The following is a 26,401-nucleotide window of genomic DNA, read 5'->3' on the forward strand; positions in this document are numbered from 1 at the left end:
CGTCCACCATCTGAACGTCAGCGGGTTGCACGTCAGCCGGGAAACTCGGCCCACCATCGCCCAAAACCGAGAAGTCGATCCCCGCCCAGCCCTCGGGCTCCTCCTCCACGTAGCGGAACTGACCGTCCTCGCCCGGATCGATGTGAAAAGCAGGCGAAGGGGAGCCCGCGCTTTCGGAACCCGAGGCGAATTCCGGTGGCGTCGAGCCACCCCGCCCACTCGTCCCCTTGCCACCGAGTCCACCAGGACGCCGCAAACCCGCCTTCGCCGTGAGCTCGAGAGCCAACTCCAGCAGACCGGCGCCCGGCGGCATTCCCAGTTCCTGTTGGTGGATCCGGTAAGCGAGCATCTCCACGACACGCTGGTCGAGCTGCCACTGGCTCTCCACCTGGTCGGTCTCGGGTGCCAGATACGCAGGAGGGCGCGTGATGCCACGCAGAATCTCCGTCGCCTCAGCCAACGGGCCCTCCGTCACCCGGAGAGACAACTTCTGCCACGCCGTCGGCGCGTCCACGGCCGGATCCAGCCAAGGCACACCCCATTCGCCGGCCGCCTCCTGCTCACCAGCCGGCTCCTGCGAACCGACCGGCCCCCGCCCATCAGCGAACTCCCCCAAGCCCACGACGGACACGTCCGCGGATCCGAGGTAGTGACCACCATCGGTCTCCCGGCGCGGCAACACCACCGTGTCCACGCTCAGCGGATCGAAGGTCTTGCTCCCCTCACCCGGCCCACCCTCGCCCATGATCTGCAGACTGATCCCGGCAGCCCTCGCGATCCCACGGGGAACCAGGTTGCCCGCGTCACGGGCGTAGTTCCCCCGCTGACGGATGTACTCGACCTCCGCCGCATAGTCATCGCCGTCGTAGTACGAAGAAAATTCGTCGGCGTGACGCTGCAACGCATCGGCGGTGGCCGCGCGCAAGTGCAGAGCCGTGGGAAACCGCTCACGCAGAACAGGACGCGACCGCAACACCGCCTCGTAGATGTTGTCCCCACCCGCCGGAACCGGAAACGCCCGCATCCCGGCATTACCAAGGGCAACCCGTTGCATCGCCGTCGGCACCAGCTTCCCCGGCCGCGCCAGCCTCACTTCCTCGACCAGATCCCGCAACAGCGGCCTTCGAAGGCGGACGCCCTTGAGGCGAAGCTCGTGAACGATGTTCCTGACGCTGTCGTCCGGTTTGCCGGCCAGGTGCCGACCGATCTCGACGGCAACCTCCGCCGCCGGCATGGCCACGCCACCTGGGACCTCGCCGAGACGTGGCAGCTCTCCCACCCGGACGTCGAAATCCTGCCGCTGCTGCAGATCACCAGTCCGGTCCTCCACGACCGGAGGCGGCGTCGAGATGTTCACGACCTCGCGAGCCTGCGGCTCCACGACCGCACCGGCCGGTGTTCGGCTCGGTTCCGGCGCGCTCTGCCCGTCGGACACACCGGAACCGTCCACTGAGGACGAGGGGACGCCAGCGTCCGCCGGCAGCCGCACACCGGGAAAGGTGCCGGTGGAGTCAGTCGTAGCGGTGACGAGCGGAGTTTGACCCGTAGGAGAGACTTCGAGCGCTCGGATGCCCGGTGTGGAGTCCGAGATGCCGGTGCCGGTGAGGCCTGGCCCGGCGGCGGTTGTGTCTGGTCGAGTCACACCGTTCACAGGCGCGGTGGTGTCCGCGGTGAGCGCCTCGGCGAACCGGTCACCCACGAACTGCTCACCGGACCGCGGCGCGAGCCCAGCCAACCCCTGTGTCGGCGGGCCCTGCCCTTGGACACCCTGCCCTTGGACACCCTGCCCTTGGACGCCCTGCCCAGTCTGCCCCTGCCCCGCCTGTACCTGGCCTGGCGTGCCCTGCACCGGTGTGCTCTGCCCAGCCGCGCCCTGCCCAGCCGCGCCCAGACCCTCGGCAGCCCCGCCAAACCCGCCAGAGGCCCCCCTCCCCCCACCCGAACCACCATTACCCGGACCAGGCCCGACACCCGGACCCCTGACCGGTGCAGCGCCCCCACCACCGCCACCCGGAATACCAGCACCTCCGCCACCTCCGGGGAAACCAGGCCCACCACCCCCCGGAAAACCCTTTTCCCCCGAACCACCCGGAAGCTCCGGGCCATCCGGGCCGCCGATACCGCCGCCCTTCCCGGCCGCCAACGCCGCGATACCAGCCGCCACCGCCGCGATCTTCGGACCCGCATCATGCGCACCCCGCTCCACACTGCTGCTGAACGCACCATTCACCGCACCCGCCCACAAATCATCAAAACTCCCACCCAGAATCCCCGCAGCCCCCGCACCCACCACCGTCTCCGCCGCAGCCTCGTTCAACGCCCCGAACACCACCGACTTCGCAAACCCCGGCGCCACCCTCGACATCCCCAACGCCGCACCCGCAATCAACCCACCCGCCGCCGCACCCGCCGTGAACTCGATCAACGAACTCACCTTGTCCCAATAAACCCGCGTCCCCTCCGCAATCTGCGCCAACTGCGCCAACGCCCCCTGCACAACCTCATCCACCCCCTCCCGCACCGCCGCCACCAACAACCGCACAGCCCAGTTCAACCGATCCACCACCTGCGCCACCGCCACCCGCGCCGCCGTGATGAACGCCGGCACCAACGGCGCCGTAAAAGGATTCGACAACGCCCACACAACCGAATTCGCGAAATACACGATCTCGATCAACATCGAATACACCGACTGCTCGACATTCAACGCCAAACTCAACAACGCATCCGACTGCCGCCCCGCCAACCCCGCCAACCCCGGAACAACCGCCCCCAACTCCCTCACATGCAACCGGAACACCAAACCCAAACGACCCCCCAACGCATCCTCCACCTGCCCCGCCAACACATCCATCGTCGCCGCCATCTGCTCCAACGACACACCACTGTCCCGCCACTGCCGCGCCAACTCCCGCGCCACCGCCACATCCACCCGCGGCGCCAACTGCCCCGCAAGCAACACCCACAACCAATCCAAATCCGGATCAAAATGAATCTCCACGACTCAACCCCGAACCACACCGTCAACCGGACTGGCGGAGTGAACGCGGACGGCGAAATCAATCCCGTAGTTGCGGACTCCGCGCCGGACACGACACTCAGCGGACACCGCTGGCCCTGGAGGTGTGTGGGACGCCGTCGGCGTCGGGCCGTCGGCCGCTCTGACAGCCCACTCCGGCGGAAGACACACCCCTCAGTAGAAACGCGGCTCACAGCCTCGAACAAGGCTCGGCAGCGACGCCGGGCCTTCCGCGTGACCAACGGTGCCCGAACACACAGGGATCGCATCCTGGCTGTTCCGGCTGGCGGGACGCTCTCGTGGCGCGGGTCACGCCTGCAGCCATCCTGACCAGGCGAGCTGTCGCGGCGGTCCGGCACGCGCCGCAGCTCTCGAACGAGGCCGCGTCCTTTCAGGTCGGGTCCGCGCGGGTGAGGACGGTAGAGCATGAGAGCCGCTGTGTTGCAAGGCAGGCGAAGCGTGCGCGTGTGCATGCGGCCCGATCCCAGGGTGAAGCATCCGACAGATGTCGTCGTCCGCGTGGTCGCCTCCGCGATCTGCGAGTCCGACGTGCGGTACTACCGCGGCCTGGAGGGACCGGCGCAGCGGCAGCCCTGCGGTCACGAGTTCATCGGCGTCGTGGCCGACATCGGCTCGGAGATCGTCGGCGTGCGTCGTGGTGACATGGTCGTCGCCCCGCTCGCCTTCGCCGACGGCACGTGCGGCGACTGCGCACGAGGACGGCACGATCTCTGTGCGGCGGGCGGGCTGTTCGGCGTCGCCGGGGACGGCGGGCAGGCGGAAGGCGTGCGGGTCCCGTTCGGCGACGCGACCCTCGTCAAAGTGCCGATGGGCGAGCACGACGAACGGCTGCCCTCCGTGCTGGCGCTCGGCGACGTGATGGCCGCGGGATGGCACGCGGTCAGCTCCACCCGCGTCGGGCCCGGATCCGTCGTCGCGGTCGTCTCCGACGACGCCGACGGGCTGTGTGCGGTGCTCGCCGCCCGCTGTGCGGGCGCCGAACGCATCATCCTGGTGACGACGTCCGGGAAACGTGCCGCGATCGGCGAACGGTTCGGCGCGACCGACATCGTGGTGCCCGACGGGGAAGCGTTTCGAATTCGACGTCCCGGCGGGCGGGCGGGTGCCGACGTGGTGATCGACTGCGGCGGTGACGAACGGGCACTGAGCACCACCCTCGCCGCCTGCCGCGACGGCGGGGTGGTCAGTCTCGGCGCGAGTGCCCACCTGGGTGCGGGCGGCATCAGCCGGATCCCGGACTCCGGCCGGGGCCTGACGATCGTCGGCGGTCCCGCTCCGGCCAGGGCCTACCTGCCGGGCCTGCTCGCGAACGTCGTCGCGGGCCGTCTCGACCCGTCACCGATCTTCGACCACGCCGTCCCGCTGGCGCTGGTCTCCGACGGCTACGAGGCGATGAGCACGCGGGCGGCGGTGAAGGTGCTCGTCACCACCTGAAGTCCACAGTGGACTCCCGGTGACGGCGCCCGGGACGTCCGCCGACTGCGAACCGGTGACCCTCAAGGAAAACGCCACCGTCGAGCGCCTTGTGCCGACCGACCCGCACTTGTTAAATCACTTCTATGTCCGAGCCTATGAACGCACCACCCGCGTTCAGCGGGTTGTTGTTGCAGCACCGGCACGCGGCAGCGTTGTCGCAGGCGGATCTCGCACGTGCTTCCGGCCTGAGCGTGCGTACTCTGCGAGACCTCGAGCACGGCAGGGCACAGGCTCCGAAAGAGCAGTCCGCGAAGCTTCTCGCCGACGCGCTCGGACTCACCGTCGACGAACGGCGGATGTTCCTGGTGGTGGCGCAGGAGGGCCGGCGCAGACTGCCCCAGACCCTCGACCCCGCGCTGCTGCACGTGCTTCCGCTGGTCCCCGACGTGGTGGGGCGCGAGGAGGAGTTCGCGTGGCTGCGCGAGGAGGCCGCGGCGGGCGGAGTGGTCTCGATCGTCGGCCCGCCGGGTGTCGGCAAGACGACCCTGGCCGTGTCCACCCTGCACCGGCTGGCTCCGGACTTCCCCGGCGGGTGCATCGCGCTCGACCTGCGGGGCGTCGACGAGCAGCCGGTGGCCCCGCTCGCCGCTCTCGAACAGCTGCTGACCGCGCTGAACGTGCCCAGCTCCCGGATGCCGTCCGGCGTCGAAGATCTGTCGGCGCTGCTCCGTGCGCTCCTGCAGAACCGGCAAACACTGGTGCTGCTGGACAACGTCGCCGACGAGGCGCAGCTGCGACCGCTGATCGGCACCGGACCGGCCGGGCTGACGATGGTCACGTCCCGGCGCGCGCTCACCGAGCTCGCCGAGGTCAGGTCGCTGTCGCTGGAGCCGTTGCCCGCGACCGACGCGCTCGCGCTGTTCGCAGGGATCGCGGGTGAGCACGTCGTGGACGGCGAGCCGGAGGCGGCCGCCGAGCTGGTGTCGTTGTGCGGCAACCTCCCGCTGGCGGTGCGCATCGCCGGCAACCGGTTCGCCACGCGCAGGCACTGGACGGTCGCGTACCTGGTCGCGCAGCTGCGCGACGACCGCTCCCGGCTCTCGACGCTGTCCGCGGGCGACCGGCAGGTGCGCGCGGCGTTCGACGTGTCCTACCGGAGGCTGTCGCACGACGCGCGGCAGCTGTTCCGCAGGCTCGCCCTGGTGCCGGGACCCACCTTCGACGACGAGCTCGCCGAGGTGGCGGGCGGACTGCCCGCCGGCGCGGCCGACGACGTGCTCGACGAGCTGACCGAGGCGTCGCTGCTGCAGCCCTCTGCCACCGGCGGACGACTCCAGTTCCACGACCTGATCAGGGTTTTCGCTGGCGAGCGACTGGCGGCCGAGGACGACGACGCGACTCGCGAGCACCTGCGCGACGCACTGCTGAGCCACCTGATCGAGCGCGCCACGTCGGCCGCCCGGCTGTTCTTCCCCGACGTGCAGGGGATCCCCGAGGACAGCCCGTTCCCGTCGCGGGAGGCCGCCGAGGAATGGCTGTCCCGCGAAGGCACGAACTGGGTGGCGGCGCAACGCATCGCCGCCCGGCTGGGCTGGCACCGCGAAGTGGTCGAGCTCGCCAAGGCCATGCCCTACTACGGCGACAGCAGGGTGCTCACCCACCCGTGGCACGAGATCCTCGGTACCGCGCTCGACGCGGCCAGGGCCCTGGGCAACCGGCACGACGAGCTGCCCCTGCTCAGCCTCTACGGCTGGGCGCAGTACAAGTGCCTCGACGACAACGAGGCCGGCCTCGTGTCCCACCTGCAGGCGGTGGAGCTCGCGGACGAGCTGGGCGACCGGCGTGAACGCCTGATGGCCCAGCAGCGCATCGCCTCGATCCTGCTCCGGCTCGGCCGCCCGGACGAGGCGCTGTCCCAGGTGAGGGCCGCGGTCGAGGTGGCCATGGAGTTCGCCTTCTACGACGCCCAGGGACCGACGCGGCTCACGCTCGGCAACGTGCTGCGGCAGGCCGGCGAACCCGAGGAGGCGCTGGAGGTGTTCCGCGCGTTGCTCGCGGAGATGGACGACCACCGCGGCGAGATCAACCCGGAGGCCGAACGCTGGGTCCGCTCGCTCAAACTGCGCGGCGCCGGCCGGTGTCTCTCCGCACTGGGGCGTTGGCACGAAGCGGCGGACACGCACCACGAGGCCCGCCTGCTCGCCGAGGCGAACCGCAACCACTACTGGACGGCCGAGCAGGCCCTCTACGAAGGCGTCGCATTGCGGGAGATGGGTGAGCACGAACGCGCGAGGGAATGCCTGGAACTAGCGCTCGGCACGTTCGACGGGCCGATCTACGACGCTGAACGCGAACGCGCCGAGGCCGAGCTGGCACTGCTGCCCCCGTCCGCCTGACATCGGACTCCGGTGCGCCGCCGAGAGCAGGGCGCACCGGAGTCCGGTGTGGACAGAGCCCGGTCAGGGCAGCGCCGGGCTCACGGCGCCACCGGTGTGCGTACCAGGGCATCCACCCCGACGCAGGACCCGGTGAGGTGGTCGAACGCCCCCAGGCGAGGGGGCCACCGCAACCGGCGGATCGATCGACGACGAAGTCCAGCCGAGCACGCTGATGCTGCCCTCAGCCGCCCGTTCCACCAGCTCGTCGGAGAGCTGCTGCCCGTCCTCCGCCACCAGCAGGACGACCCGGCCACCCCGCGCCAGCAGCGATGCGGCGAGCAGGGCCCGCGGCACCGCCTCGGACCCGCTCGCGTCGAACACCACGTCGATCTGACCGATCTCCGCCGCCGCGGCGGTCGCCGTCCTACCACCGGCGTCGCGCACCACCATCCCGGCTCGGTCCAGCGCGATCGCCAGCTCGGTGCCCCTGCCGTCCGGTCCTTCGACGACCAGGGCGCGCAACGGCTCCGGGCGCAACGGTTTTCCGTTGGACGACCTCGGAATCTTCCGCACCCGCTGCGCGAGCCGGATCTTCTCGTACGGCGCGACGTGCTCGAGCACCTCGGCGAGCGAGGTGTCGCTCGCGCACACGACGTACGCCTTCGGCACCTCGCCGGCGACGCGGTCGGGCTCGCCCACCACGAGGGCGTCGGACACTGCGGGATGGCTGAGGACAACCTCCTCCAGCTTCGCCGGCGCGACCTGGTGACCCTTGTACTTGATCAGCGACTCGAGCCTGCCCACGATCCGCAGGTAGCCGTCGTCGTCCCGCACGGCCAGGTCACCGGTGTGCAACCAGCCCTGCTCGTCTGTCAGCCCGGCGCCCTGGGCGTCCACGTACCCCGGGGTGATCTGGGGGCCGCGCGCCAGCAGTTCGCCCGGTTGTCCCGCGGGCGCGTCGGCCCCGGTCTCCGGCTCGACGAACCGGGCTTCGGTGCCGGGCAGCACCACCCCGACCGTGCCGGAGGGTGCCACCCGGTCGTCGGGTGTGAAGGAGATGCAGCCCGCCTCCGTCATCCCGAAACCCTGCACGACCGGCCTGGAGATCAGGCGTGCGCATTCCGTCGCCACCGGTTCCGGCAACGGCGCCCCTCCCGAGACGATCAACCTCAGGTCGGGCAGCTCCACCAGGACGCCGAGGCTCGCGATCTCGGCGAGGACGCTCGGAACGAGGTAGGCGATGGTGACGCGGCGGTCGCGGAGGATGTCGAGAAACCGCGCCAGCTGGAACCTCGTGGGCCCGATCAGCAGCGTGCCGCCCGCCCGTAGCAGCGGGTTCAGCGCCATCTGCATGCCGTAGATGTGGCGCATCGGACCTACCGCGATCACCACCTCGCCGGGATGCAGACGGTGCACGGTCCGGATCTGCGCCAGCCCCGCGGTCAGGTTCCGGTGGGTGATCACCGCTTTGCGCGGGCGCCCTCCGGAGGAGCCGCTCGACGACAGCAGCACGGCCGCGGCGTCACCTCCCGGAGCAGGGGCGAGGTCGCCGGTCACCGTCTCGCACACCCTTGTCGCGCAACAACACCGCCAGCCCGTGGATCGATCTCCCCAGCTCGCCGTAGGTCCGCACCCGCTGCGCGCCGCCGGAGTAGTCGATCACCGCGGGGTGGCCGCCGGGAGTCGCGGCGTCGAACACGAAGCCGGTCAGGTCGGCGTCGCCGGCCGGGGAGTGGTCGAGGTCATCAGGTTCATCCGCCATCGCTCCTAGCCGCGAGGTGCTCGGCGACGATCGCCGTCTGGTCACCGCGGGCGCAGCGCAAGCAGCGGCGTTCGCCCCGGAGGAGATCCATTCCGTCCGGTGGGACGGCCCCGTCTCGCCCGTCTTGGCACCGCTAGCTTTCGTCCTGCCGACCGCCGCTCCGCCACATCGTCCGCAGAGGAGGATTCCGTGAAAGCAGCAGTGCTGAGCGCGCCCGGCGTGGTGGGCGTCGCCGACGTGCCCGACGCCCGGATCGAGAAGCCCGGTGACGCCGTCGTGCGCGTGGTCGCCGCCGGGATCTGCGGCACCGATCTGCGGGGGTACGCGGGACTCCCCGGCCCGGTGACCGGTCCGCTGTGCGGACATGAGTTCGTCGGTGTCGTGGAGGACGTCGGGCACGACGTGGTGCTCCTGCGGCCGGGACAGTTCGTGGTGGCTCCGTTCATGTTCTCCGACGGCGTCTGCCTGCAGTGCGCGCGCGGCCAGTTCTCCTCGTGCCGTGCGGGAGGGATGTGGGGCATCCAGGCCGGCGGCGGCCAGGCAGAGGCCGTTCGCGTGCCGTTCGCCGACGCGACGCTGGTCCCGGTCGCGTTGGAGCGGCAGGACGAACGGATCCCGGCGATCCTCGCCCTGGCCGACGTGATGGCGACCGGGCGCCACGCCGTCCTGTCAAGCGGCCGCGGCGCGCCCCGCACAGTGGCCGTCGTCGGTGACGGGGCCGTCGGGCTGTGCTCGGTCCTCGCCGCACGTCAGGCGGGCGCCGACACCGTCCTGTTGCTCGGACACCACGAGGCGAGGGCGGTGGTCGCTCGCGGTTTCGGTGCCACTGAGGTGATCACCGCCGACGACGACCACGTGGAAGCGGTGCTGGCCGCGACCGGCGGTGCCGGAGCGGACCTGGTCGTAGAGGCGACCGCGAACAGGACGGCCGCCGTGACCGCGCTGGCCGCCTGCGCGGACGGCGGTGTCGTCAGCCTGGTCGGCGGCCCGCACGCGGGCATCGACCTGATGACCTGTTTCGGGCGCGGTCTGACCATCACCGGCGGGCTGGTTCCGGCGCGGCGGTACCTGCCCTCGCTGGTGCGTGCTGTGCTGGCGGGCGAGCTCGACCCGAGCCCGGTCTTCGACCGCGAGATGGCACTGTCCGATGTGGAGGAAGGCTACCGCGCGATGGCGAACCGCCAAACCATCAAGGTTCTGCTGAAGCCGTGAGTGAGTGACGGCGCAGCGCGGTCACGTGGGCTGCGCCGTCATGCGGTCGTCCAGCCGTGCACAACGGATCTCATCCGGCTTGCCGCGACAGGCCGGTGATGCTCATCAGGCGAAGCGATCGCGCCAGAGTGAACGCGGTGCGGCGGAGCAACCGGGCGGTGGCCGGCACGTCGATCCGCTCCGTGCGATCAGTGGCGGTCAGTGCGACAGGCAGGGCAAAACCCGCGCTGACGAGAACCGGGACCGCCACGCTCGTCAGGCCCCGCGCCATGTCGTCGATGCTCACCACGCCGTCCCTGCGGATCTCCATCATCTCGGCGACACCGAGATCGACGGCGCTCGGGCCCCGGCCGGTCTGGAACGCGGCGAGCACCCGTCCGGTGGCGTCCGAACGCAACCGTTCGCTGCCCGACGTCCATTCGGGCAGCCGGGGGGAACGATGCCCGTAGACCTGGTTCACGCACTGCACGGCGTTGTCGGCCAGCACCGCCACCGCCACGGTGTGACCGCTCACGTAGTGCAGCTCGGTCAGGTAGGGCGTGGACTCCCTGCGCAGCTGCGCGACCGCGTCCCCGCTGCTGCGGCTCTCCGCGCCGTTGAAGCAGCCACCGGGCGTGTACTGGTCGCCGACGCGCTCGACCATCCGATGTGCCAGCAGAACAGCCAGCAACCGGTGCACCGTCGACTTGGTGAGGCCTGTGCGCCTGGTGAGTTCCGCGAGGCTCTGCGGCCGGCTGGAGTTCACCAACTCGTTGAGAAGCACCATCGCCTTCTCCACAGCGGTGAGGATGCGACCCGAGCCCCCGCGGCTCAGCATGGTCGGAGCGGTCATGACTGCCTCCGGTTCCCGCAGAAGGAAATGCTGTTGCCGAATGCTAGGTTCGATCGGGCAAAGAAGGCGTGCCTCGCAGTCCGCGATGGTCGATCGGGCACCAGCTTTGCACGAAGAACCAAGTTGTTTGCGCAGACCATGAAAACGACTTCTGCCAGCGATGACGTCAAATGGCGTCAAACCGATTTTTCCCGCGGCGCGCTCACCGGAACACACTGTCCGGCCGGTTCAGGAGGATTTTCGAGTGACCGAGGTCATGCGCCGGCCACACTCGTTGCAACGTCAGCCGTCGACCGTTCCCACGTTCTTTCGTTCACGCCAAAAAGGTCTTGGCACCATGACTGAAAAGTCAATAAACTTACTCTCGGTAAGCTTTACTTCCCTTCCGGACAAAATAGTCTTCCGGAGTGCGCGGAGCACACATCACACTCCGCCGATGACAGCAGCAGGATGTGCGTGAACGTCAGCTCGTCCTGCGGCGGTGTCGTGGTCGACAGCCGGGCGTCGCTCCAGGAGCGGAACCGGTCCTGATCCTCTTGCGGCCGCCGAGCAACGCACAGATGACGCCGGTCGTGAGTGGCAACGCCTACCCGTCCACCAGGTCCGCCGGCGACTCCCGATCGCGCAGTCCCCTGGCCAAACCGAGGGCCAGCGTGCGGACGCTGGCCCTCACTGCGGCGCATCGTGAACGCCCTCAAGATGAACGACCGCAGGCGCTTGTGCTGCGGCGCGTCCAACGCGAGGAGTCCCGCGTCGAGCGGCGAGTGGGACTGCCGGGGTACGTCCCTGCCTCTTGCCGCCGCCCGGCTGGACCTGGGATCACCGAGGACGAACCAGGCGTCGGCATGACTCACGACGAGCCAGGCCGGCTCACCGCGAGGCAACAGCACCTCGGTGAGGCTCCCGTTGGAGCGCAGCCGCTCGCAGCGGTCCGAGATCGCGAGCGACCGCGGGCCGTTGAACGGATGGGCCAGCGGTTCGGTCAGGTGGTCTTCTCGGGTGCGCGGCGTGCGCCGCGTCGCCGAGCGAGGTGGCCGAGCGGAGGTCCGCCTGCGCGACGGCCCGCCACCGGCGCGACCAGAGAATCCACAGTGAACTCCGGGGCGGACTCTCCGACGACGCCTTCCGGTGTCGGCCTGCCACGCGATGGGAGGAAGCCGGTCCAGGCAGATCGGGTCCGACATCCGCCGGCCTTTCGTGAGCGAGCACGTGAGCAGCGAGTGGCACCTGTGTCGCGCCGTCTCCGAACCTAAGACCGGTCGAATGGAATCATCAACCGCCACCCGGCCGCGAAGGCCTTTCGGGCACATCCACCTGCCCGAAAGCACATTCCGGCCGCCCGCGCGGAAGCCGAGTCCAGGAACGATCATCGTTGTCGAGCCCCGGGGTGCCCGATCGGCCGGAGAACACGTACCGGCTGGCTCGGTTCAGCAGCGAACGCTGGACCCGGGACACCTTCTCGCGAGACCGTGCAGGGGAATGGAGCCGCACAGGACGTTCACCGGCGGAAGATCCGAGCCGGAATCCCGACAGGCACGGGACCTCGAATTCCACACCGGAGCGTCGCCGCCGACGCTCCCGATTCGTGCCGCCGGACCGGTTCTCCCTCCCCCGTTGACCGGCGGCACGTGCCGGTGCCCGGTCCGAGCAACACGGCCGGGCGCCGGCACCACCAATTCGTCGATCGCGGATGCTGCGGCCGGGCTCCGGCTCGCAACCCGGATCGTCGCTTTCCGAACAGCGCAGGATCGGGCAACAACCAAGGGGCATAAGTACTTCGAATCGTCCGACCACCCTGCCCCGTTGCTACCTTCCGACATGAAGGTGACCACCCGCCCCAGGAAGGCCCGCATGCGAAAAGCCTCCATTCGATTCGCCTTGGTGCTGTCTGTTTTCGCCGCTCTCGCCGCGTTCGTTCCTGCGCAGGCCCAGGCGGCTGGAATCTGGGTCTACGTCCAGTACTGGCGAGCCGCCAACGAGAGCGAGTCGATGTTCGCGCAGATCGCCTGCTATTCCACAGCGTCGAGCAACTACCCGGGACGCAACCACGAATGCCGCCGCGTACCCGGCTACATCCAGCTGTGGGTGGAGTACTGAGCCTTTTCCGCTTATCTACGACAGAGTTCGACACCACAGGAAGGTCTCCATGCGAAAAACTGCCACTGGCATGACGCTGGCGCTGTCCTTTTTCGCCGCTCTCGCCACGTTCGTCCCGGCGCAGGCCCAGGCCGGAACCTGGGTCTACGTCCAGTACTGGCGGGCCACCAACGCCCAGGAGGCGGCGCTCGCGCAGTTCTCCTGCCACTACAAGGCGGCGAACAGCTACCCCGGCCACAACCACGAGTGCCGGGTCGACGTGCCCGACTACACCCAGCTGTGGGTGGAGTACTGAGCCCACCTCCCCCTCACGTGAGTGAGCCGGCGCTCATCCCGAGCGCCGGCTCACTCACGTCCCGAGGTTCCGGAGTCCCGCGAACCACGCCGGTGTCTCCCCGCCGAAGGCCTCGGACGAACTTCCGCCAAGACCATGGCGCAGAGGACCAGCACCGCGCCCAAGACGATGCGGAGCGTCATCTCGTCGCCGTCCACCGCGACTCCGAACACACCCGCGAACACGGGCTCCAGTGTGAGTACGACAGCGACGACGGAGGCAGGCAGCCGGGCCTGAGCCCACGTCTGGACCAGGTACGCGACCGCGGTCGCGAGGACCGCCAGACCGGTCACGGGAAACCAGAAGCTCCACGTCGCGGTCAGGACGAAGCCGTCCTGCACTCCCAGACCGAGGCAGACCACGCCGACCATGCCGAGCTGGATCACGGTGAGCGCATGAGCGTCTCCCGCTCCGGACCACTCGCCGAGAGCCGTGGTGTGCGGGGCCAGGAAGAGCGCGCAGGGCAACGTGAGGCTTTCACCTGGACCGATGGTGACGCTTCTGATCGACATGACGGCGAGGCCCGCGGTGGCGATCGCGACCGAGCCCCAGTACGCCGGGCCGATCCGTTTTCTGAGCAGAACCCCCGCGAGCACGGGCGTGAAGACCACCGCCAGGCCCGTGATGAACCCGGACATCGAGGCCGACGTGTGCTGCTGCCCGTAGGTCTGCGCGATGCAGGCACCGCACAGCATCAGTCCGAGCAGGACTCCGCGGCCCCACGTCCGCGGGCTTCGGCTCACCGACCGGCGCGGCCGCAACGACACGAGAACCGCCGTCGCGATCAGAAAGCGGATCGCCAGGAAGTCCACCAGGGACGCCTGCCGCGTCACGTCCTTCACGACGACGAACGTTCCGCCCCAGATCGCGGTGACCCCGACGAGAGCGAGCAGCGGAACCAGGTTCGGCTTTCCGCCGGGTGATCTGCCGCCGGCCGTCTCCCCGGTCTGCCCGTGCTCGACGATCGCAGAGCCCACGGTCAGGTTCTCACGCGCAGCGACGGGTACGGGCCGACCTGGATCTGGCCGTACCCGGGCTCATCGCGCTCGGCGTCCGGACGCTGCGCGGCGCCACGGGCGAGGATGCGCTTCAGCCAGCGGTCCGTGCCGTCGTACCTGGCCTTGAACGGCCGGCGGGCGTGGGCGGCGATGTCGTCGTTCACCACGACCACGTCGCCAGGCGCGGCCACCGCCGTGGTGGCGCAACGGTCCAGGGCCTCGCCAAGCCGTTCCCAGGCGGCCCGCAGCTCCGGCCGTCCCCTCTGGCAGTCTCGTGTACGGCGGGTCGTAGCGCATGCGCAAACCGTGCGCGGACTCCCAAAGAGTGAGCATCCGCGCCGCGTCCTCACCCTCCCAGCTGCCGGCGAAGCTGTCGTCCGGGCAGAGGAGCACCGGAACCGTGCTGAGCAGCTCGACATCACCCTGCGAAACGTCCGCCTGCCGAATGCTGGACACGTCGGTTCCGACCTCGTCCGGATTTCGCACGCAGGCGAGCAGCAGGAGCTCGGGCCTCTCGGGGTGGTAGGAGTCCTCGGTGTGCCATTCCAATCTCACCGCGCTGCTCGCACCGACCTGTTCGCCGGCGAACTCCCTGCTGGGAACGACGTCGTGCACAAGCCTTCCGTCCTGCTGGGACTTCCAGCCGAAAACGCGCCCCGCCGTGCTCGCGACCAGAGCGAACGCGACGTCCAGATGACGTGTCCGCCCGAAGTCGGCGAAATCCCACGACTTCGGCGTCGGACCGGGGTCAGCCACGAAATCCGACAGAATTCCCTCGATCACGCAGAATCCGGAATCAGACACGGGTGTACGGGTGTGTTCACTCAAGGCAGTGGCCAATTCCGGCGGCACCAGGTGCTCGTACATGTGCAGCGAATCGGCCGCGGCGGCCGCGTCGACGAGATCCGAGACCGTTCGTCTGAGGACCTCCCGTTGCCGATCACTGACCACCCGGACATCATTGGAATGATTGAAAACGGGCACGGAGGTCTCCTGGTTGCGGTCCGCGAGCAAGACGGTGTTCCTGGTTCGAAAAATCCTGTCAGCACCTTGCCGGAACGACCTGCGACCTGTCGCCGAGGCTGCCCGGTGACGCAGGAAGGTGCGCCCAGGAAAGGCGCTATTCTCGAATGAACATCAAGGCAGCCTCAACGGGGCCTTCATGCCCTGTCGACCGCGCCCGCTTTCCCCGGCCGCGTGGCCACCACGGGTGCCAAAGGTCCCGCGATGACCGAGCAGTCGTACGCGATGGGCCACACGGACCACGAGACACAGCGCCTGATATCGGTGGCACAGATGATCCACCCCAGGAACGAGTCGGTCCTGCGCACGGCCGAGGACCGGGCGCGCGCCGCGGACCTGGCACCACCACCTTCGTCGCGGGTGTGGCGGGCGAGACCGAGCTGGAAAGACCGTTCGACGCCGTCGTGGCACCATCGCGTTCCAGCACACCGCCCCCCGAGTCGTCCCGGACCACTCCTGTCGTTCCCCCGTGGCGCAAGGCGTGGCACTGGGCCATCACCGCCGCCGCGCAGGCCGGCATTCCGCCGACCACTGCGGGCCGAGTCGGTCGCGGCCGACGCCGTGATCAAGACCCCGGACAACGTCGACGCCTGGACGCGACTCCCCTGAGTCACCTCGCGAACCACGGCCAGTCACCCCAACGCCCCCGGACGAGTTCCCGATCGGGACGGCCGCTCCAGGACGTGCCGCGTTTGCCGCGCACGTGCGCCGTCGTCGGACGCGACGGATCCGGCAGCCGGACGACCCCGAGAAGGAGGCTGCGTGGCCGCAGCGGCACCTGATCATGAACGCGACCTGCGAGTTCGAGGCCGGGACGACCTCCACCCTCTACGCGCAGCTGCACCTGCGGACGTTCACCGGAGCCGCGTTCGAACTGGTCCTCGCCGCCCTGTCAGGACGCACGGCGCTCTCGAGCAGCGCGGTGAGCACACCGGCCCCCTGGTGGCCGACTCGCAGGTACCCGCCGCCGTTCTCTCCACGGTGCGCCCGCGAGACCAGTGCCGCCCGGAGACGTGGGTGTCGCCTCGAACGAGACCCAGCGGCGCGGACTCCGCTGTGCTCGCCGTGACCGGCGTGGTGCGGGTTCGCGTGGGCCGGCGCCTCACGCACCTGAGCGGGACCGACCTCGGTCCGCCTACCTGGAGATCTCCTCGTCCTGAGACGGCGGGCACCGAGCCGATCCGCGTCGTCACGAGGGGGTGAAGACCCCGCACACTCGTGGGCGGGTGTCTGCCGCAGCGGCAGGCACCCGCCCAGACCAGGGCGTGCGGTGGATCAGGCGCGGATGTAGGACCTCACTCCGTTCGGGAGCCCGAACGCGGTGGTGTCCCGCAGGTCCTCGGCGGCCACCGCGGACTTGCCCTTGCACCCCGGCTCGGACCAGATCTTGACGGCACCGTCGGTGGTCAGCGACCTGAACCCGACGGGGAGGTCGGAGCAGGTGGTCCCGACCGTGACGCCGGTCGCGAAGTTGTCGCCGCTGGAGTCGTCGAAGTTCCTGCCGGTGAAGAAGGTCACGGAGTTCGCGGGCCGAGCGCCGCCGGCCGGAGTGCTCGGCGAGGTGGGCTGTGCCGCGGCCTCGCCCGGCGCGGTCGCGCGCTTGCCCTCCGGGTTGATGACGAACCACTTGCCGGCGACGTTCTGCCCCTTGATGTCGCCGGGGTTGTCCCCGGAGAACCGGTAGATCGGCCGCCCGCCGATCGTGACCTGGCGGCCGCCGTCGCTGCGGGTGAAGAACCCGATGTTCTCCTTCTTGATCCCGGCGATGAGCACCTTGCTGCCCGGTTTGATCAACACCGGCGGCCACTTCTTCGCACAGTCGCCGACGCAGTTCGAGACCTTGCCGTTCACCGGATCATCGCTGAACCAGTAGATCGTGCGGTCCGCACCGTTCACGACAGCCGGCTCCAGGCCGCCGGCCGCCGCGGCGCGCAACTGCACCCAGACGGTCTTCGTGTCCGCCGACGCGTCCTCCGGAGCCAGATCACCGGTCTGCCGGCCGGCCTTGGCGGACTTGTTCGTCCCCTGCACCAGGTCCACACCGTCCACAGTGGTGTCGGCGGGCTGTTCCTGGCGCGTCTCCTGGGCGGCACCCGGCACGGGTGCACCGGACTGAGCGCCTGCACCGCACGCGCCGAGCACGACGGCACCGAAGGCAGCGAGGGCGGCCAGGACTCCAACGTTCTTGCGGCGCATGGCTTCTCCAACTCCGAGTGGTGGACTGTCTCCCTGTTCCACCCTCAGCACGAGGCCACGCCCGGCTCGGTTCACCCAGTCAGCCCCCACGACCGGAAGGGTGCCCGTTCAGGCAAAGTTGCCTGTCAGAACGGGCGCTTCCCGCGACCTCACCGGCCGGAAGGCCCTTGCTCCCGCCTGGGGGAAGCCCCGGGAACGTCCACAGCGGACCGTCACCGGCTACAGCAGGACCGCCTCGATGCCGACGAGCTCCCCGCCCGCTGGAACCACCCGGTCCAACCGCAGGCCCGCCGCGGCGAGCAACCGGTCGTACTCGGTCTTCGTGCGCTCTTGGCCTCCCAGCACCACCATCAGCAGGAAGGCGTAGGTCACGGTCTGGGTGAGCGAGTCGCCGGGCACGGCCAGCCGCTCGAACAAGACCAGCCGCGAACCCGGCGACATGGCACGACGGCGGTCGCGGAGGCTCGACACCGCCTGCTCGTCCGGCCAGTCGTGGATGATGTGCTTCACCAGGTAGAGGTCGCCTCCCGCGGGCAAGGTCCGAGGTGAAGAAGTCGCCCTCGGCGAGTTCACAACGCCCGGACTCCACATGGCTCCGCAGGACGTCGTGAACCTGGGACAGCACGTGCAGCTGGCCGACCATCACGCCTGTGGCGTCGGGATACCTGTCGAGCACGCCCGCCAGGAACACGCCGGCGCCTCCACCCCACGTCGACGATCCGCCGGTGCCCGGAGAGGTCGTAGCCGTCGACGACGGTCGAGCCGATGCTGCGGTTGAGCTCGACCATGGCCTGGTCGAACAGCTTCGACACGGCGGGATTCTACGTCTGCCGAGCTCTTGTCGGCGACGTGGTCGTCGAGCACCTGAGCGGCAAGGCGGACGTCGTTGTCGAGGGCGCGGTCGGGGTCGACCGGTGCGACGGAGTGGGCGAGGCGTTCGTACAGCTCGGCACAGGCCGGAGCGGTGGGCAACCGGTCGCCGATGTGGATCGCCTGGCGCGGTCCCACCGCGAGTGCCCCGTTGAGCAGGCGCAGCAGCCCGGACAGCTCCCAGGCGTTGAGCGCGGCCTGCGTGCCGAACGGGACGATGTCCAGGTTGTGCAGGTTGGTGGGCAGGCTCTGCATGCTGGCCGGGGTGGCCGACCGGCGCATGGCCACCACGATCGCCGTCGACACGAGCTGGATCCCCTGAACCCCGTGCTGCACACCGGGCCTCACCGACAACATCGGTGCCAGGCCGGTGTTGCGATGCGGGTCGACGAGCAGGTCCAGCTGGCGTTCGGTGAGGTTGCCCAGCTGGGTCGCGACCAGCACGAGCAGGTCGCCCGCGAAGGAACAGGGCTGGCCGAAGAAGTTGCCGCCGTGCGCGACCAGGTTCTCCTCGGCGAAGAACAACGGGTTGTCGCTCACCCCGTTGAGGTCGTCCTCCACGACCGAGGTCGCGTAGTCGATCGCCGAGCCGGCCGCGCCCAGCAGTTGCGGTGTGCACCGCACGCTGTACGGCTCCTGCAGCGGCCGGTTCCCGGTCGGCCGCACGCCGGCGAGCAGACGCGCCATGCGCGCACCGGCCGACGCGGCCCGCGCGTGCCCGTACGCCTCCAGCAGGTCCACCAGCAACGCCGTCAACGCGATCGACACCGAGTGCGACCGGCGAATCGACCTCGCCGCGAGCCCTGCCGCCGCCGCCGTCAACGACGTTCCGTTCACCAGGGCCAACGCATCGCGCCCGTCGAGCTCCAACGGCGACAACCCCGCCTCCGCGAGCGCTTGCGCCGCGGGCGTCCTCTGCCCGCCGAAGTACGCGAAGCCGTTGCCGCGCAGGGCTTGGGCGATGTGTGCCACGGGCACGAGATCACCGCTGGCACCGACCGAGCCCAGCTCGGGCACGGCCGGCACGAACGACGTCCGCAGCATCGCGCACAACCGGTCCACCACCGCGGGCGACACCCCGGAACGCCCTTGGCACAGCGACCAGATCCGTGCCGGCACCGTCGCGCGCACCACCTCGAGCGGGAGATCGCGTCCCTGCCTTGCCGTCAGGTGCTGCAGCACGTGGTCGCACTGGTCCACCGCCGACTCCCGGCCGGCGAACGTCACCAGCGGACCGAAACCCGTCGTGGCCCCGTAGATCTCCCGGCCGTCACCCATGCACGAGTCCACGAACTCCCGGCAGTTCTTCAGGCCGTGCAGCACGGAGTCCGACAGGGTCACGTTGACCTCGTCCGCCGCCAGCGCGAGCAGCTCCGGCCGGAGGCGGCCGGGCAACGTCACATCACGAGTTTGTGTGATCAAGACTTCTTCCGATCGTCAGTACCCATGGTTGCCGTCCGGCGGAGGTCGACGCTCACGGATTCCGTTGCCTCGCCAGGAGTTCGGGGAACGATGCCGGTTCCCGACACCAGGTCCGCCCTCCGGCGGCACGGCGAAGACGTTCCAGCGGGTGGAACCCGGACTCCCTCCGAAGACGTGTTCCGCCGGATGGCACGTCGTGGTCGGCTGAGCCGGATCTGGTGTTCGATGTCGCTTCCAGCTGGTAGTTCGAAGACAGCCAGGTTCGCGACATTCGGAGGTTCAGTTGCCGACTTCTTCGGGGACATCGCGCCTTCGAGCCAAAGGCCGGCCTTCGACCGATGCTCGCAAGAGCAGCGGGAGCGCGTCGTTCGACGGCATTTCGCATCTGTACGACAGATTCGCTCAACTGACGCAGGACGACCTCGCGCGGTGGGTGGCCGAACACCTACCGCCCTTCTCCCAGGAGGCGCTCGACATCGGTTGCGGCACAGGGCAGTTCCACGACCTCCTCCTGGCCAGGAGCGAGTGGCTGACCGGAGTCGACGTCTCCGCCGACCAGCTCCAGGTGGCCCGCGACAGGTACCGGTCGAGCCGGGTCACCTACACGCTGCGCAGACTCGACGCCGGCACACTGCACCAGCTGGGGCAGTACGACCTCGTGTTCAGCTCGACCGCGTTGCACCACCTCGGCCCCGCGGACGAGGTGCTCCGGCAGGTCCGGTGTCTCGTGAAGCCGGGAGGGACGCTCGTCGTGATCGACTGCATACGTCCGCCTCAGGGGATTCTGATGGCACGCATGGGCATGTTCGAGTGGTGGCGTTGGTTGCGCTGTTTGCACGGTGCTGCGAAGGTGTTGGTGCGCAGAAGGTCCTGGCGTGATGCCGCTCTGATGTTCGAGCTGCGGACGCATCCGACGTGGCGGCGTCTGGCAGCTGAGGCGCTCCCGCTCGGCAAGGAGGAGTTCGACCGGGTCTACACCCGCCGGCTACCGGGCGCACGCACCTACGGACTCAACTCGTCCACGAGAGGAGCGGTGTGGCGCCGATCACTGCAGCCGGAGGAGTGACCCGGTCCCGGCTGCTCCCACCGACCGCAGGAGGCGGTGTGAACGTCCACCACGAGACGTCGGGTCTCGTGGTCGCGCCACTGGCCAGGGCGCTGGACACACCCGCCGACCGGATCACGCCGGACGATCGGTTCGCTCATCTCCTGGCTGACGACCGGCTCGAGGTGGGCGAGTGCGCGATGCCGGTCGGTACCGAGGCCACGGCCAGCACCTGGTGGTCGAACGCGTCTCAGCGGGCGGACCGTGCTGGACCGCTGCGGTGCATCAGGAATCGCTGAGCCGGTGCACGCGCCGGACGCTTGGTCCACATTGGACTTTTTCGCTCGTCGCGCGGGCAGGGGTGTTGCGCGGGACGACGAGCACGTCGACAGCGCTGAACTCCAGACGCGAAGGCAGCAGTTCTCTCAACCGGGCCGGGAAAGTCGCCGGCCGCCGCCTGCTCGCCGGACTCGACCATCACGATCATCCGTTCGCGCTCGTGGTCCGCCACCGCGACGCAGACGGAGCGCCCGTCCGGCAGGGCGGTGTGGGCCACGTGTTCGACGTCCTCCGCGAAGAAGTTCCTGCCCGCCACGATCACCACGTCCTTCGCACGGCCCGCGATGCAGAGCTCGCCGGCGCCAGCCTGGCGGACACCTCGCTCGCCGGTGACGGCGCCAGCCTGGCGGACACCTCGCTCGCCGGTGACGGCGTCGGCGAGGCGGGCAGCACGAGGATCGCCCCACCGGCGGCCCAGACCCCGCACGCGGACGGCGCGAACTCCGGCGTCACGTGGACCAGCAGTGCCCTCACCGACCACGAGCGGCACTAGAACCGTGGCGATTCCCCCTGCAAGGGAGGAGATGTTCCGGTGCGGCGACGTGCGATCTGTCTCGGGGAACACCAGGCACGCCTCCGGACGGTCCTCGCCGAGGTGGTCGAGCAGTTGAGCGACGGTGCGCACCGCGGAACGGAAAGCACGAGTTCGCGACGTACCGGAATCAGTCGATCCAGCTCGTCCTTCGAACGCCTTGTGCTCGGAAGACTTCACAGCAGGAGACCGAGTGTGCGAGGAGCACCCGGAGAACGCAATCGTCGAAGATCGCTCCGTCCGCGACGACGCGATCAGGCGTGCTCGAGTTCGACAGGAGCGGCGACGGGAACGAAGCCGGGCGCAGCCGGGTGGACGACCCACGATCCCAGCACGACCTCGGCGGTGATACCGGGGCCGAAGCCGGCGATCATGCCTCGCGAACCCTCCGGCGTGGTGCCCGCGTCGAACTGCCTGCGCAGCGCGTCCAGCACCACCGCGGAGGCGATGTTGCCGTGGTCGGTGAGAGTTGCCCGGCTGTGCGCGAACATCTCCGGCTCCACCCCCAGGAACATCGACAGGTCGTCGAGGATCCTCGGGCCTCCGGCGTGGATGAGGTAGAAGTCGAGACTGGTCGCGTCCCAGCCGTGCGCACCCGCGGTCTCCTTCAGGACCGGTGCGAGCATCTCCATGGTCTTCGGCACCCGGCGGTCCAGCTGGAAGTGGAAGCCGGTCTCCTTGACCGCGTAGGAGATCCAGTCCTCGGTGCCGGGCACGAGATGGGAGGCGGTGGCTTCCAGGCGCATTCCCGCCCCTCCCCCAGCACGCACCACCGCCGCGGCGACGGCGTCCCCGAAAAGCCCGTTCGACAGGAGGTTGCCCACCTCGAGGTCGTCCGGCTGGTAGCACAGGGAGCAGAACTCGCACGCCACGATGAGCACGTTCGCGCCGGGGTGGGCGCGGCAGAAGTCGTACGCCCGACTGATGGCCGCGCCGCCCGCGGCGCATCCCAGCTGCGCGATGGGGATCTGGCAGGTGCTGGTGTCGAACCCCAGCTGGTTGATCATCCAGGCGGTCGGCGACGGCATCGTGAACCCGGTGCACGAGACGAACACGATCGCGTTGACCTGGTCGGCACGAAGATCCGCGTTGGCCAGCGCCTCCTCGACCACGGCCGGAATGCGGGCTTTGGCCTCGCGGACGTAGGTCAGGTTGCGCTCCTCCAGCCCGGGGTGACGCAGGGTCGACTCGATCGGCTGCACGAGGTGGCGGCGCTCGACCCTGGTGTTGTTGATCAGTCTCAACGCCAGGGGCAGCTGAGGATGGTCCGCGTGCATCGATCGCGCCAGGTTCAGCGTCTCCTCGAGCGTGATGACGTACTCGGGCACGTGCACCGCAGGACGGCACAGAGTCGGCCCCGTCATTTTGTTCTCCAACACCGGGAATTCCCTCCACGGAAGACACGAGGCAGGCAAAACACGCTATGAGGGCACGACTCAGGTGGTCAACACTCGTTCCACCGCCTGGAACGGTGCATCGCCCGGCGAGCTTTCCCTTCCTACGATTCCCGGGTCCGTTGGTTCTGTCAGATCGAAATGAGGCGGCAGGCAAAATGCCCTCGGGAAAGCTGGACGGCAAAGTAGCGGTGGTCACCGGAGGCAGCCGCGGGATCGGCGCGGCGGTCGCGACCAGGTTCGCGGAGGAAGGAGCCTCCGTCGTCATCGGCTATCGCAGTGGCGGTGAGGAGGCGTCCGAGCTCGCGGCCAAGCTCGAGGGTTCGGGAGCCCGGTGCCTCGCGGTCAAGGCCGACGTCGCCAGCCCGGAGCAGACGAGCGCCTTGTTCGACCGGACCGTGGAAGCCTTCGGCCGGATGGACGTCCTCGCGTCGTGCGCGGGCATCAACCACTTCGGTGGCCTGCAGGAACTGACGCCCGAGATGGCGAACCAGCTGTTCGGCGTCAACACCCAGGGCCAGCTGTTCGCGGCCCAGCAGGCTGCGCGGCACATGACGGCGGGCGGGCGGATCATCCTCACCTCGTCCAACGCGTCCCGCCGCTCGATCTTCCAGCACACCCTCTACGCGGCGAGCAAGGCCGCGGTGGAGGCCATGGTGCGCTGCCTGTCGATCGAGCTCGGGCAACGGGGAATCACGATCAACGCGGTGGCACCCGGAGCCACCAAGACGGACATGGCCGCCAAGAACGCGGTCAAGTACCAGCCGCCCGGCCTCGGCCTGTCGGCCGAGGAGTGGCTTTCCCTGAGCTATGCGCTGGACCACGTCGCCACCCCCGCCGAGGTCGCTGGCGCGTACGTCTTCCTGGCCGGGGACGACGCGGGCTACATCAGCGGGAGGACCTTGCAAACGGAGAGCTGCGTCTTCTGACAACGCCCCGGCTCCGTTCCGGCACGTTCGCCGCGAAAGGCCCTTCACCTCGATCACTGCACGTGGCTTCGCTCCACGCCACCTCGGATTCACGTCACCCGCTGCGTCACGCCACCTGAGCGGGCTATCGATCTTGACGGCCTCTCGCCCGACCCTCCTCGGGAAGAGTTGTCGTGCCGATGAACCACGGCGGAGACGGAACGATGAGTCACCAGGACGTCGAGGCGGAACTGCTCCAGCAACCACGGGTGCGGGACTGCGTCGTGGTCGAGGTGCCGATGGAGTCGAGTCCCGATGTGCTCGTGGCCTACCTCGAACGGAAGAAGTGAATGGCGCGGGCGTGCCGGACGGCAGGATCGATCTCGCGGAGGTCCGAAGATTCCTGACCGCGCCGAGCTCGGCGCTTCCCGGGTTCCGCACGCCGTCGTCGCCCTGAAGACGCTGCCCCCGAAACGCGGCGGGTGAGGTGTACCGCTCCGCGTTTGCCGATGCCGGTGCAGCGCGGTGCGCGGCCGGCAAGTACGGGGGCACCTCACGCCGCCGGCTCGCGGACCGAGCCTCCGGTCGTGGCCCTGGGTTGCGCCACCACTGTGCTGGTCTTCGTGCTGACGTTCGTGCTCTGGCCGGACTCGGTCGACTTGGCGCCCGCCCCGCAGCTGGGGGCGGCGTTGTTCGTCGGGCTGTACCTGGCCGAGTGGCTGACTTGCGGCGCTGGTGTCGCGTGCTTCCTGCTGGGGTGGCGGCGGCACGCGGGGCCTGGGACGGTCGCGCGGGCCCACCTGGGCCACGCACCTGGCGATCACCTGGCTGCTGGTCTCCCGGTGGCCGCAGGACACCTTCTACCGGCTCACGGCCAAGACCGACTGGCCCCGGCAGGCCGCGCTGGTCCACCTGTTCACCGTGTCCCTGATGATCGCGGCCGCCGTGGTGGCGGTGTTCCTCACCCGGTCTGACCACCAGCGGTGATACCGAGGTCGGCGAACATGGCACCGAGCACGGCGTTCGACTGGCGGCCAGGGGTTTCCGCGAGGTCCGAAGTAGAGGCAGCGCCGACTGCTCGCGAAGTACCTGGCCGAGCTGACCGGAGGACCAGGTGCGCGCCGATGAACCACCGGCGGAGGCGCCTCTTGCCACCCGGCGAGATCCACAGCGGAAGTGATCCGGAACAACCCTGTCCCGCACCGGAACTCGACCGTCCTCAAAGGTCTGCCCGACCTGCCACGCTACCCTGGTTGACCGCGTGCCAGCGGTCCGCGTGAGGGTGAACGTGCACCTCTCGCACACGGAAGGACATGGTTCCAGGCCACCCGCGTCCCGTCGGGCAGAACTGTGCTTCAGTGGTTGGTCAAGGGCTCAAGGGGTCAGGCCCTGCTTGCAGAGCGATGCTGAATTCCGTGCGAGGGAGACGCCCGATGGCAGGAACTACCAGCGCGACAACCCCAGGGATGCTGACTGCGGCGGCCTGCCTCGACGAGACCCACCACTTCGTCGTGCGCAGCATGACGATGGTCGGCAACGCGTTCGCGACGCTGAAGACGACGTGGACCGGTGAGGCGTCGGACGCGTTCGACTCCGCGATGAACGACTGGATCGCGGACTGCGCCTTCATCGCCATGAAGCTGGGTGAGATGGCCGACATCATGAACGGCAACCGCCAGGCCATCGAGACGGGCGAACAGAACAACATCGCCCATGCGTGCAGCCTCCCGACCGGTCAGGGGCTCGCGGGGATGGAAAGCGGCGTCAGGGTCAGCAAAATGGCGCCGCTCGGCGGACAGACCACCTCACCGGACCAGCTCGAAAGTGGCGTCAGGGTCACCAAGATGGCACCGGTCAACGGAGTCCAGCAAGGCCAGTCCGTCCCCCACTTCACCTCCCAACACCCGCAGCAAGGCCAAAGCGGTGGCCAGTCCGTCCCGCACTTCACCTCCCAACACCCGCAGCAAGGCGAATGGGGCACCGGGATTCGCGTCCCAAGCGAGATGGCACCGGTCGACGGAGTCCAACCCGGCCAGCACTTCGTCATGCGACCCCCTCCACCGGCCGAATGGGACGACAAGAGCTACGTGGCACCGGTCGGCGGTGTCGAGGACAACCAGTACTGCGACACCGAACTCCCGTCGACCGAGCCCGAACAGGTCCCCACCCGAATCCCGCTGTCCGAAGCGGTGGAGCGCGCCCAGATGCCGTTCGCACCGGCCGGGGGAACAGAGACGGGGTAGCACGACGCCGGGAACACCTCGGCCCGAACCGACTGCGGGCAACAGTGCACGCGTTGTCACAATCTCCAGCCTCAAAAGTCCGTCTGGCTTGAGTTCGACGACGGCATGAGCTCCGATGACGACCATGGCACCCACGACAACCGAGCACCACGCGCTCCCGGTCACCCGCACCGCGGACGAGGACATCACTCGGCCGCAGTGCGGTAGTCGCGGTTGCCCCTGGCGAAGCCCTTGCCCGGAAAACGAATTCTCCGGCCACGTCGATCCGGAATTCGGCCACCTGATCCGGCAACGACCGTTGAACGGCGCCAGGAAGTTCCACTGCCACGCCGCGCAACACCCACTGAGCCGGTACCAGGA

The 26,401-nt window shown here is 69.1% G+C and carries 21 protein-coding genes and 1 pseudogene; 12 read left to right on the forward strand and 10 right to left on the reverse strand.

Annotated features, from left to right (window positions below; all coding sequences use genetic code 11):
* Nucleotides 1–3,001 (reverse strand): annotated as a pseudogene (locus ACFWV3_RS03615) (hypothetical protein); the annotation flags it as partial.
* Nucleotides 3,002–3,508: 507 nt separating this feature from the next.
* Between ACFWV3_RS03615 and ACFWV3_RS03620 the strand changes: the two are divergent.
* Entirely contained in the window at nt 3,509–4,474 is a 966-nt protein-coding gene (locus ACFWV3_RS03620; RefSeq protein WP_382407807.1) for an alcohol dehydrogenase catalytic domain-containing protein, read from the forward strand.
* A 137-nt stretch (nt 4,475–4,611) separates the two neighbouring features.
* A complete protein-coding gene (locus ACFWV3_RS03625) occupies nt 4,612–6,852 on the forward strand; it encodes an ATP-binding protein (protein ID WP_382407809.1) in 2,241 nt (746 codons plus the stop codon).
* A 63-nt stretch (nt 6,853–6,915) separates the two neighbouring features.
* On the opposite strand, the gene ACFWV3_RS03630 is transcribed toward ACFWV3_RS03625, so the two are convergent.
* Together ACFWV3_RS03630 and ACFWV3_RS03635 are read right to left on the reverse strand one after the other, a co-directional pair.
* Complete coding sequence (locus tag ACFWV3_RS03630; RefSeq protein ID WP_382407811.1) at nt 6,916–8,391, reverse strand: AMP-binding protein; 1,476 nt, start codon at nt 8,389–8,391, stop codon at nt 6,916–6,918.
* Nucleotides 8,357–8,596: a hypothetical protein gene (locus ACFWV3_RS03635; RefSeq protein ID WP_382407813.1), complete on the reverse strand. Its 240-nt coding sequence runs from the start codon at nt 8,594–8,596 to the stop codon at nt 8,357–8,359. Before ACFWV3_RS03635 ends, ACFWV3_RS03630 begins: the two co-directional genes overlap by 35 nt.
* 189 nt (nt 8,597–8,785) lie before the next feature.
* Here ACFWV3_RS03635 and ACFWV3_RS03640 point away from each other — a divergent pair, with 189 nt between their 5' ends.
* The gene (locus tag ACFWV3_RS03640) at nt 8,786–9,808 is read left to right on the forward strand and encodes an alcohol dehydrogenase catalytic domain-containing protein (RefSeq protein ID WP_382407815.1); all 1,023 of its coding nucleotides are present in this window, start codon (nt 8,786–8,788) and stop codon (nt 9,806–9,808) included.
* A 70-nt stretch (nt 9,809–9,878) separates the two neighbouring features.
* Here ACFWV3_RS03640 and ACFWV3_RS03645 read toward each other — a convergent pair whose 3' ends face one another.
* The gene (locus ACFWV3_RS03645; protein WP_382407817.1) at nt 9,879–10,640 is read right to left on the reverse strand and encodes an IclR family transcriptional regulator; all 762 of its coding nucleotides are present in this window, start codon (nt 10,638–10,640) and stop codon (nt 9,879–9,881) included.
* A gap of 1,818 nt (nt 10,641–12,458) precedes the next feature.
* On the opposite strand from ACFWV3_RS03645, the gene ACFWV3_RS03650 reads away from it, so the two are divergent.
* Both ACFWV3_RS03650 and ACFWV3_RS03655 read left to right on the forward strand, forming a co-directional pair.
* Nucleotides 12,459–12,737, forward strand: coding sequence for a hypothetical protein (locus ACFWV3_RS03650; protein ID WP_382407819.1), 279 nt, complete (start codon nt 12,459–12,461; stop codon nt 12,735–12,737).
* Nucleotides 12,738–12,786: 49 nt separating this feature from the next.
* Entirely contained in the window at nt 12,787–13,032 is a 246-nt protein-coding gene (locus tag ACFWV3_RS03655; protein ID WP_382407821.1) for a hypothetical protein, read from the forward strand.
* A gap of 50 nt (nt 13,033–13,082) precedes the next feature.
* On the opposite strand, the gene ACFWV3_RS03660 is transcribed toward ACFWV3_RS03655, so the two are convergent.
* The 5 genes from ACFWV3_RS03660 to hutH form a co-directional block, all read right to left on the reverse strand.
* Nucleotides 13,083–14,048, reverse strand: coding sequence for a DMT family transporter (locus ACFWV3_RS03660; RefSeq protein WP_382407823.1), 966 nt, complete (start codon nt 14,046–14,048; stop codon nt 13,083–13,085).
* A 60-nt stretch (nt 14,049–14,108) separates the two neighbouring features.
* Entirely contained in the window at nt 14,109–15,083 is a 975-nt protein-coding gene (locus ACFWV3_RS03665) for a hypothetical protein (protein WP_382407825.1), read from the reverse strand.
* Nucleotides 15,084–16,367: 1,284 nt separating this feature from the next.
* Nucleotides 16,368–17,288 (reverse strand): hypothetical protein, encoded by a 921-nt coding sequence (locus tag ACFWV3_RS03670; RefSeq protein WP_382407827.1) that lies wholly within the window; start codon nt 17,286–17,288, stop codon nt 16,368–16,370.
* Nucleotides 17,289–17,507: 219 nt separating this feature from the next.
* Nucleotides 17,508–17,825, reverse strand: coding sequence for a methyltransferase (locus ACFWV3_RS03675; RefSeq protein ID WP_382407829.1), 318 nt, complete (start codon nt 17,823–17,825; stop codon nt 17,508–17,510).
* A 105-nt stretch (nt 17,826–17,930) separates the two neighbouring features.
* Nucleotides 17,931–19,559 (reverse strand): histidine ammonia-lyase, encoded by a 1,629-nt coding sequence (gene hutH, locus ACFWV3_RS03680; RefSeq protein ID WP_382407831.1) that lies wholly within the window; start codon nt 19,557–19,559, stop codon nt 17,931–17,933.
* A gap of 304 nt (nt 19,560–19,863) precedes the next feature.
* On the opposite strand from hutH, the gene ACFWV3_RS03685 reads away from it, so the two are divergent.
* The 3 genes from ACFWV3_RS03685 to ACFWV3_RS03695 all read left to right on the forward strand — a co-directional run bounded on the left by ACFWV3_RS03685 (nt 19,864) and on the right by ACFWV3_RS03695 (nt 21,457).
* A complete protein-coding gene (locus ACFWV3_RS03685) occupies nt 19,864–20,646 on the forward strand; it encodes a class I SAM-dependent methyltransferase (protein WP_382407833.1) in 783 nt (260 codons plus the stop codon).
* 38 nt (nt 20,647–20,684) lie between these two features.
* The gene (locus ACFWV3_RS03690; RefSeq protein WP_382407835.1) at nt 20,685–20,924 is read left to right on the forward strand and encodes a hypothetical protein; all 240 of its coding nucleotides are present in this window, start codon (nt 20,685–20,687) and stop codon (nt 20,922–20,924) included.
* Between the two features lie 257 nt (nt 20,925–21,181).
* Nucleotides 21,182–21,457, forward strand: coding sequence for a hypothetical protein (locus ACFWV3_RS03695; RefSeq protein ID WP_382407837.1), 276 nt, complete (start codon nt 21,182–21,184; stop codon nt 21,455–21,457).
* 293 nt (nt 21,458–21,750) lie between these two features.
* On the opposite strand, the gene ACFWV3_RS03700 is transcribed toward ACFWV3_RS03695, so the two are convergent.
* Complete coding sequence (locus ACFWV3_RS03700; RefSeq protein ID WP_382407839.1) at nt 21,751–22,860, reverse strand: type III polyketide synthase; 1,110 nt, start codon at nt 22,858–22,860, stop codon at nt 21,751–21,753.
* Between the two features lie 188 nt (nt 22,861–23,048).
* Here ACFWV3_RS03700 and ACFWV3_RS03705 point away from each other — a divergent pair, with 188 nt between their 5' ends.
* The 4 genes from ACFWV3_RS03705 to ACFWV3_RS03720 all read left to right on the forward strand — a co-directional run bounded on the left by ACFWV3_RS03705 (nt 23,049) and on the right by ACFWV3_RS03720 (nt 26,041).
* The gene (locus tag ACFWV3_RS03705) at nt 23,049–23,819 is read left to right on the forward strand and encodes an SDR family NAD(P)-dependent oxidoreductase (RefSeq protein WP_382407842.1); all 771 of its coding nucleotides are present in this window, start codon (nt 23,049–23,051) and stop codon (nt 23,817–23,819) included.
* Nucleotides 23,820–24,022: 203 nt separating this feature from the next.
* Nucleotides 24,023–24,148: a hypothetical protein gene (locus ACFWV3_RS03710; protein WP_382407844.1), complete on the forward strand. Its 126-nt coding sequence runs from the start codon at nt 24,023–24,025 to the stop codon at nt 24,146–24,148.
* Between the two features lie 385 nt (nt 24,149–24,533).
* Entirely contained in the window at nt 24,534–24,785 is a 252-nt protein-coding gene (locus ACFWV3_RS03715) for a hypothetical protein (RefSeq protein ID WP_382407846.1), read from the forward strand.
* A 479-nt stretch (nt 24,786–25,264) separates the two neighbouring features.
* A complete protein-coding gene (locus ACFWV3_RS03720; protein WP_382407849.1) occupies nt 25,265–26,041 on the forward strand; it encodes a WXG100 family type VII secretion target in 777 nt (258 codons plus the stop codon).
* Nucleotides 26,042–26,401: the final 360 nt, after the last annotated feature.

The organism is Lentzea sp. NPDC059081, from assembly GCF_042738015.1.
Lineage (GTDB): Bacteria > Actinomycetota > Actinomycetes > Mycobacteriales > Pseudonocardiaceae > Lentzea.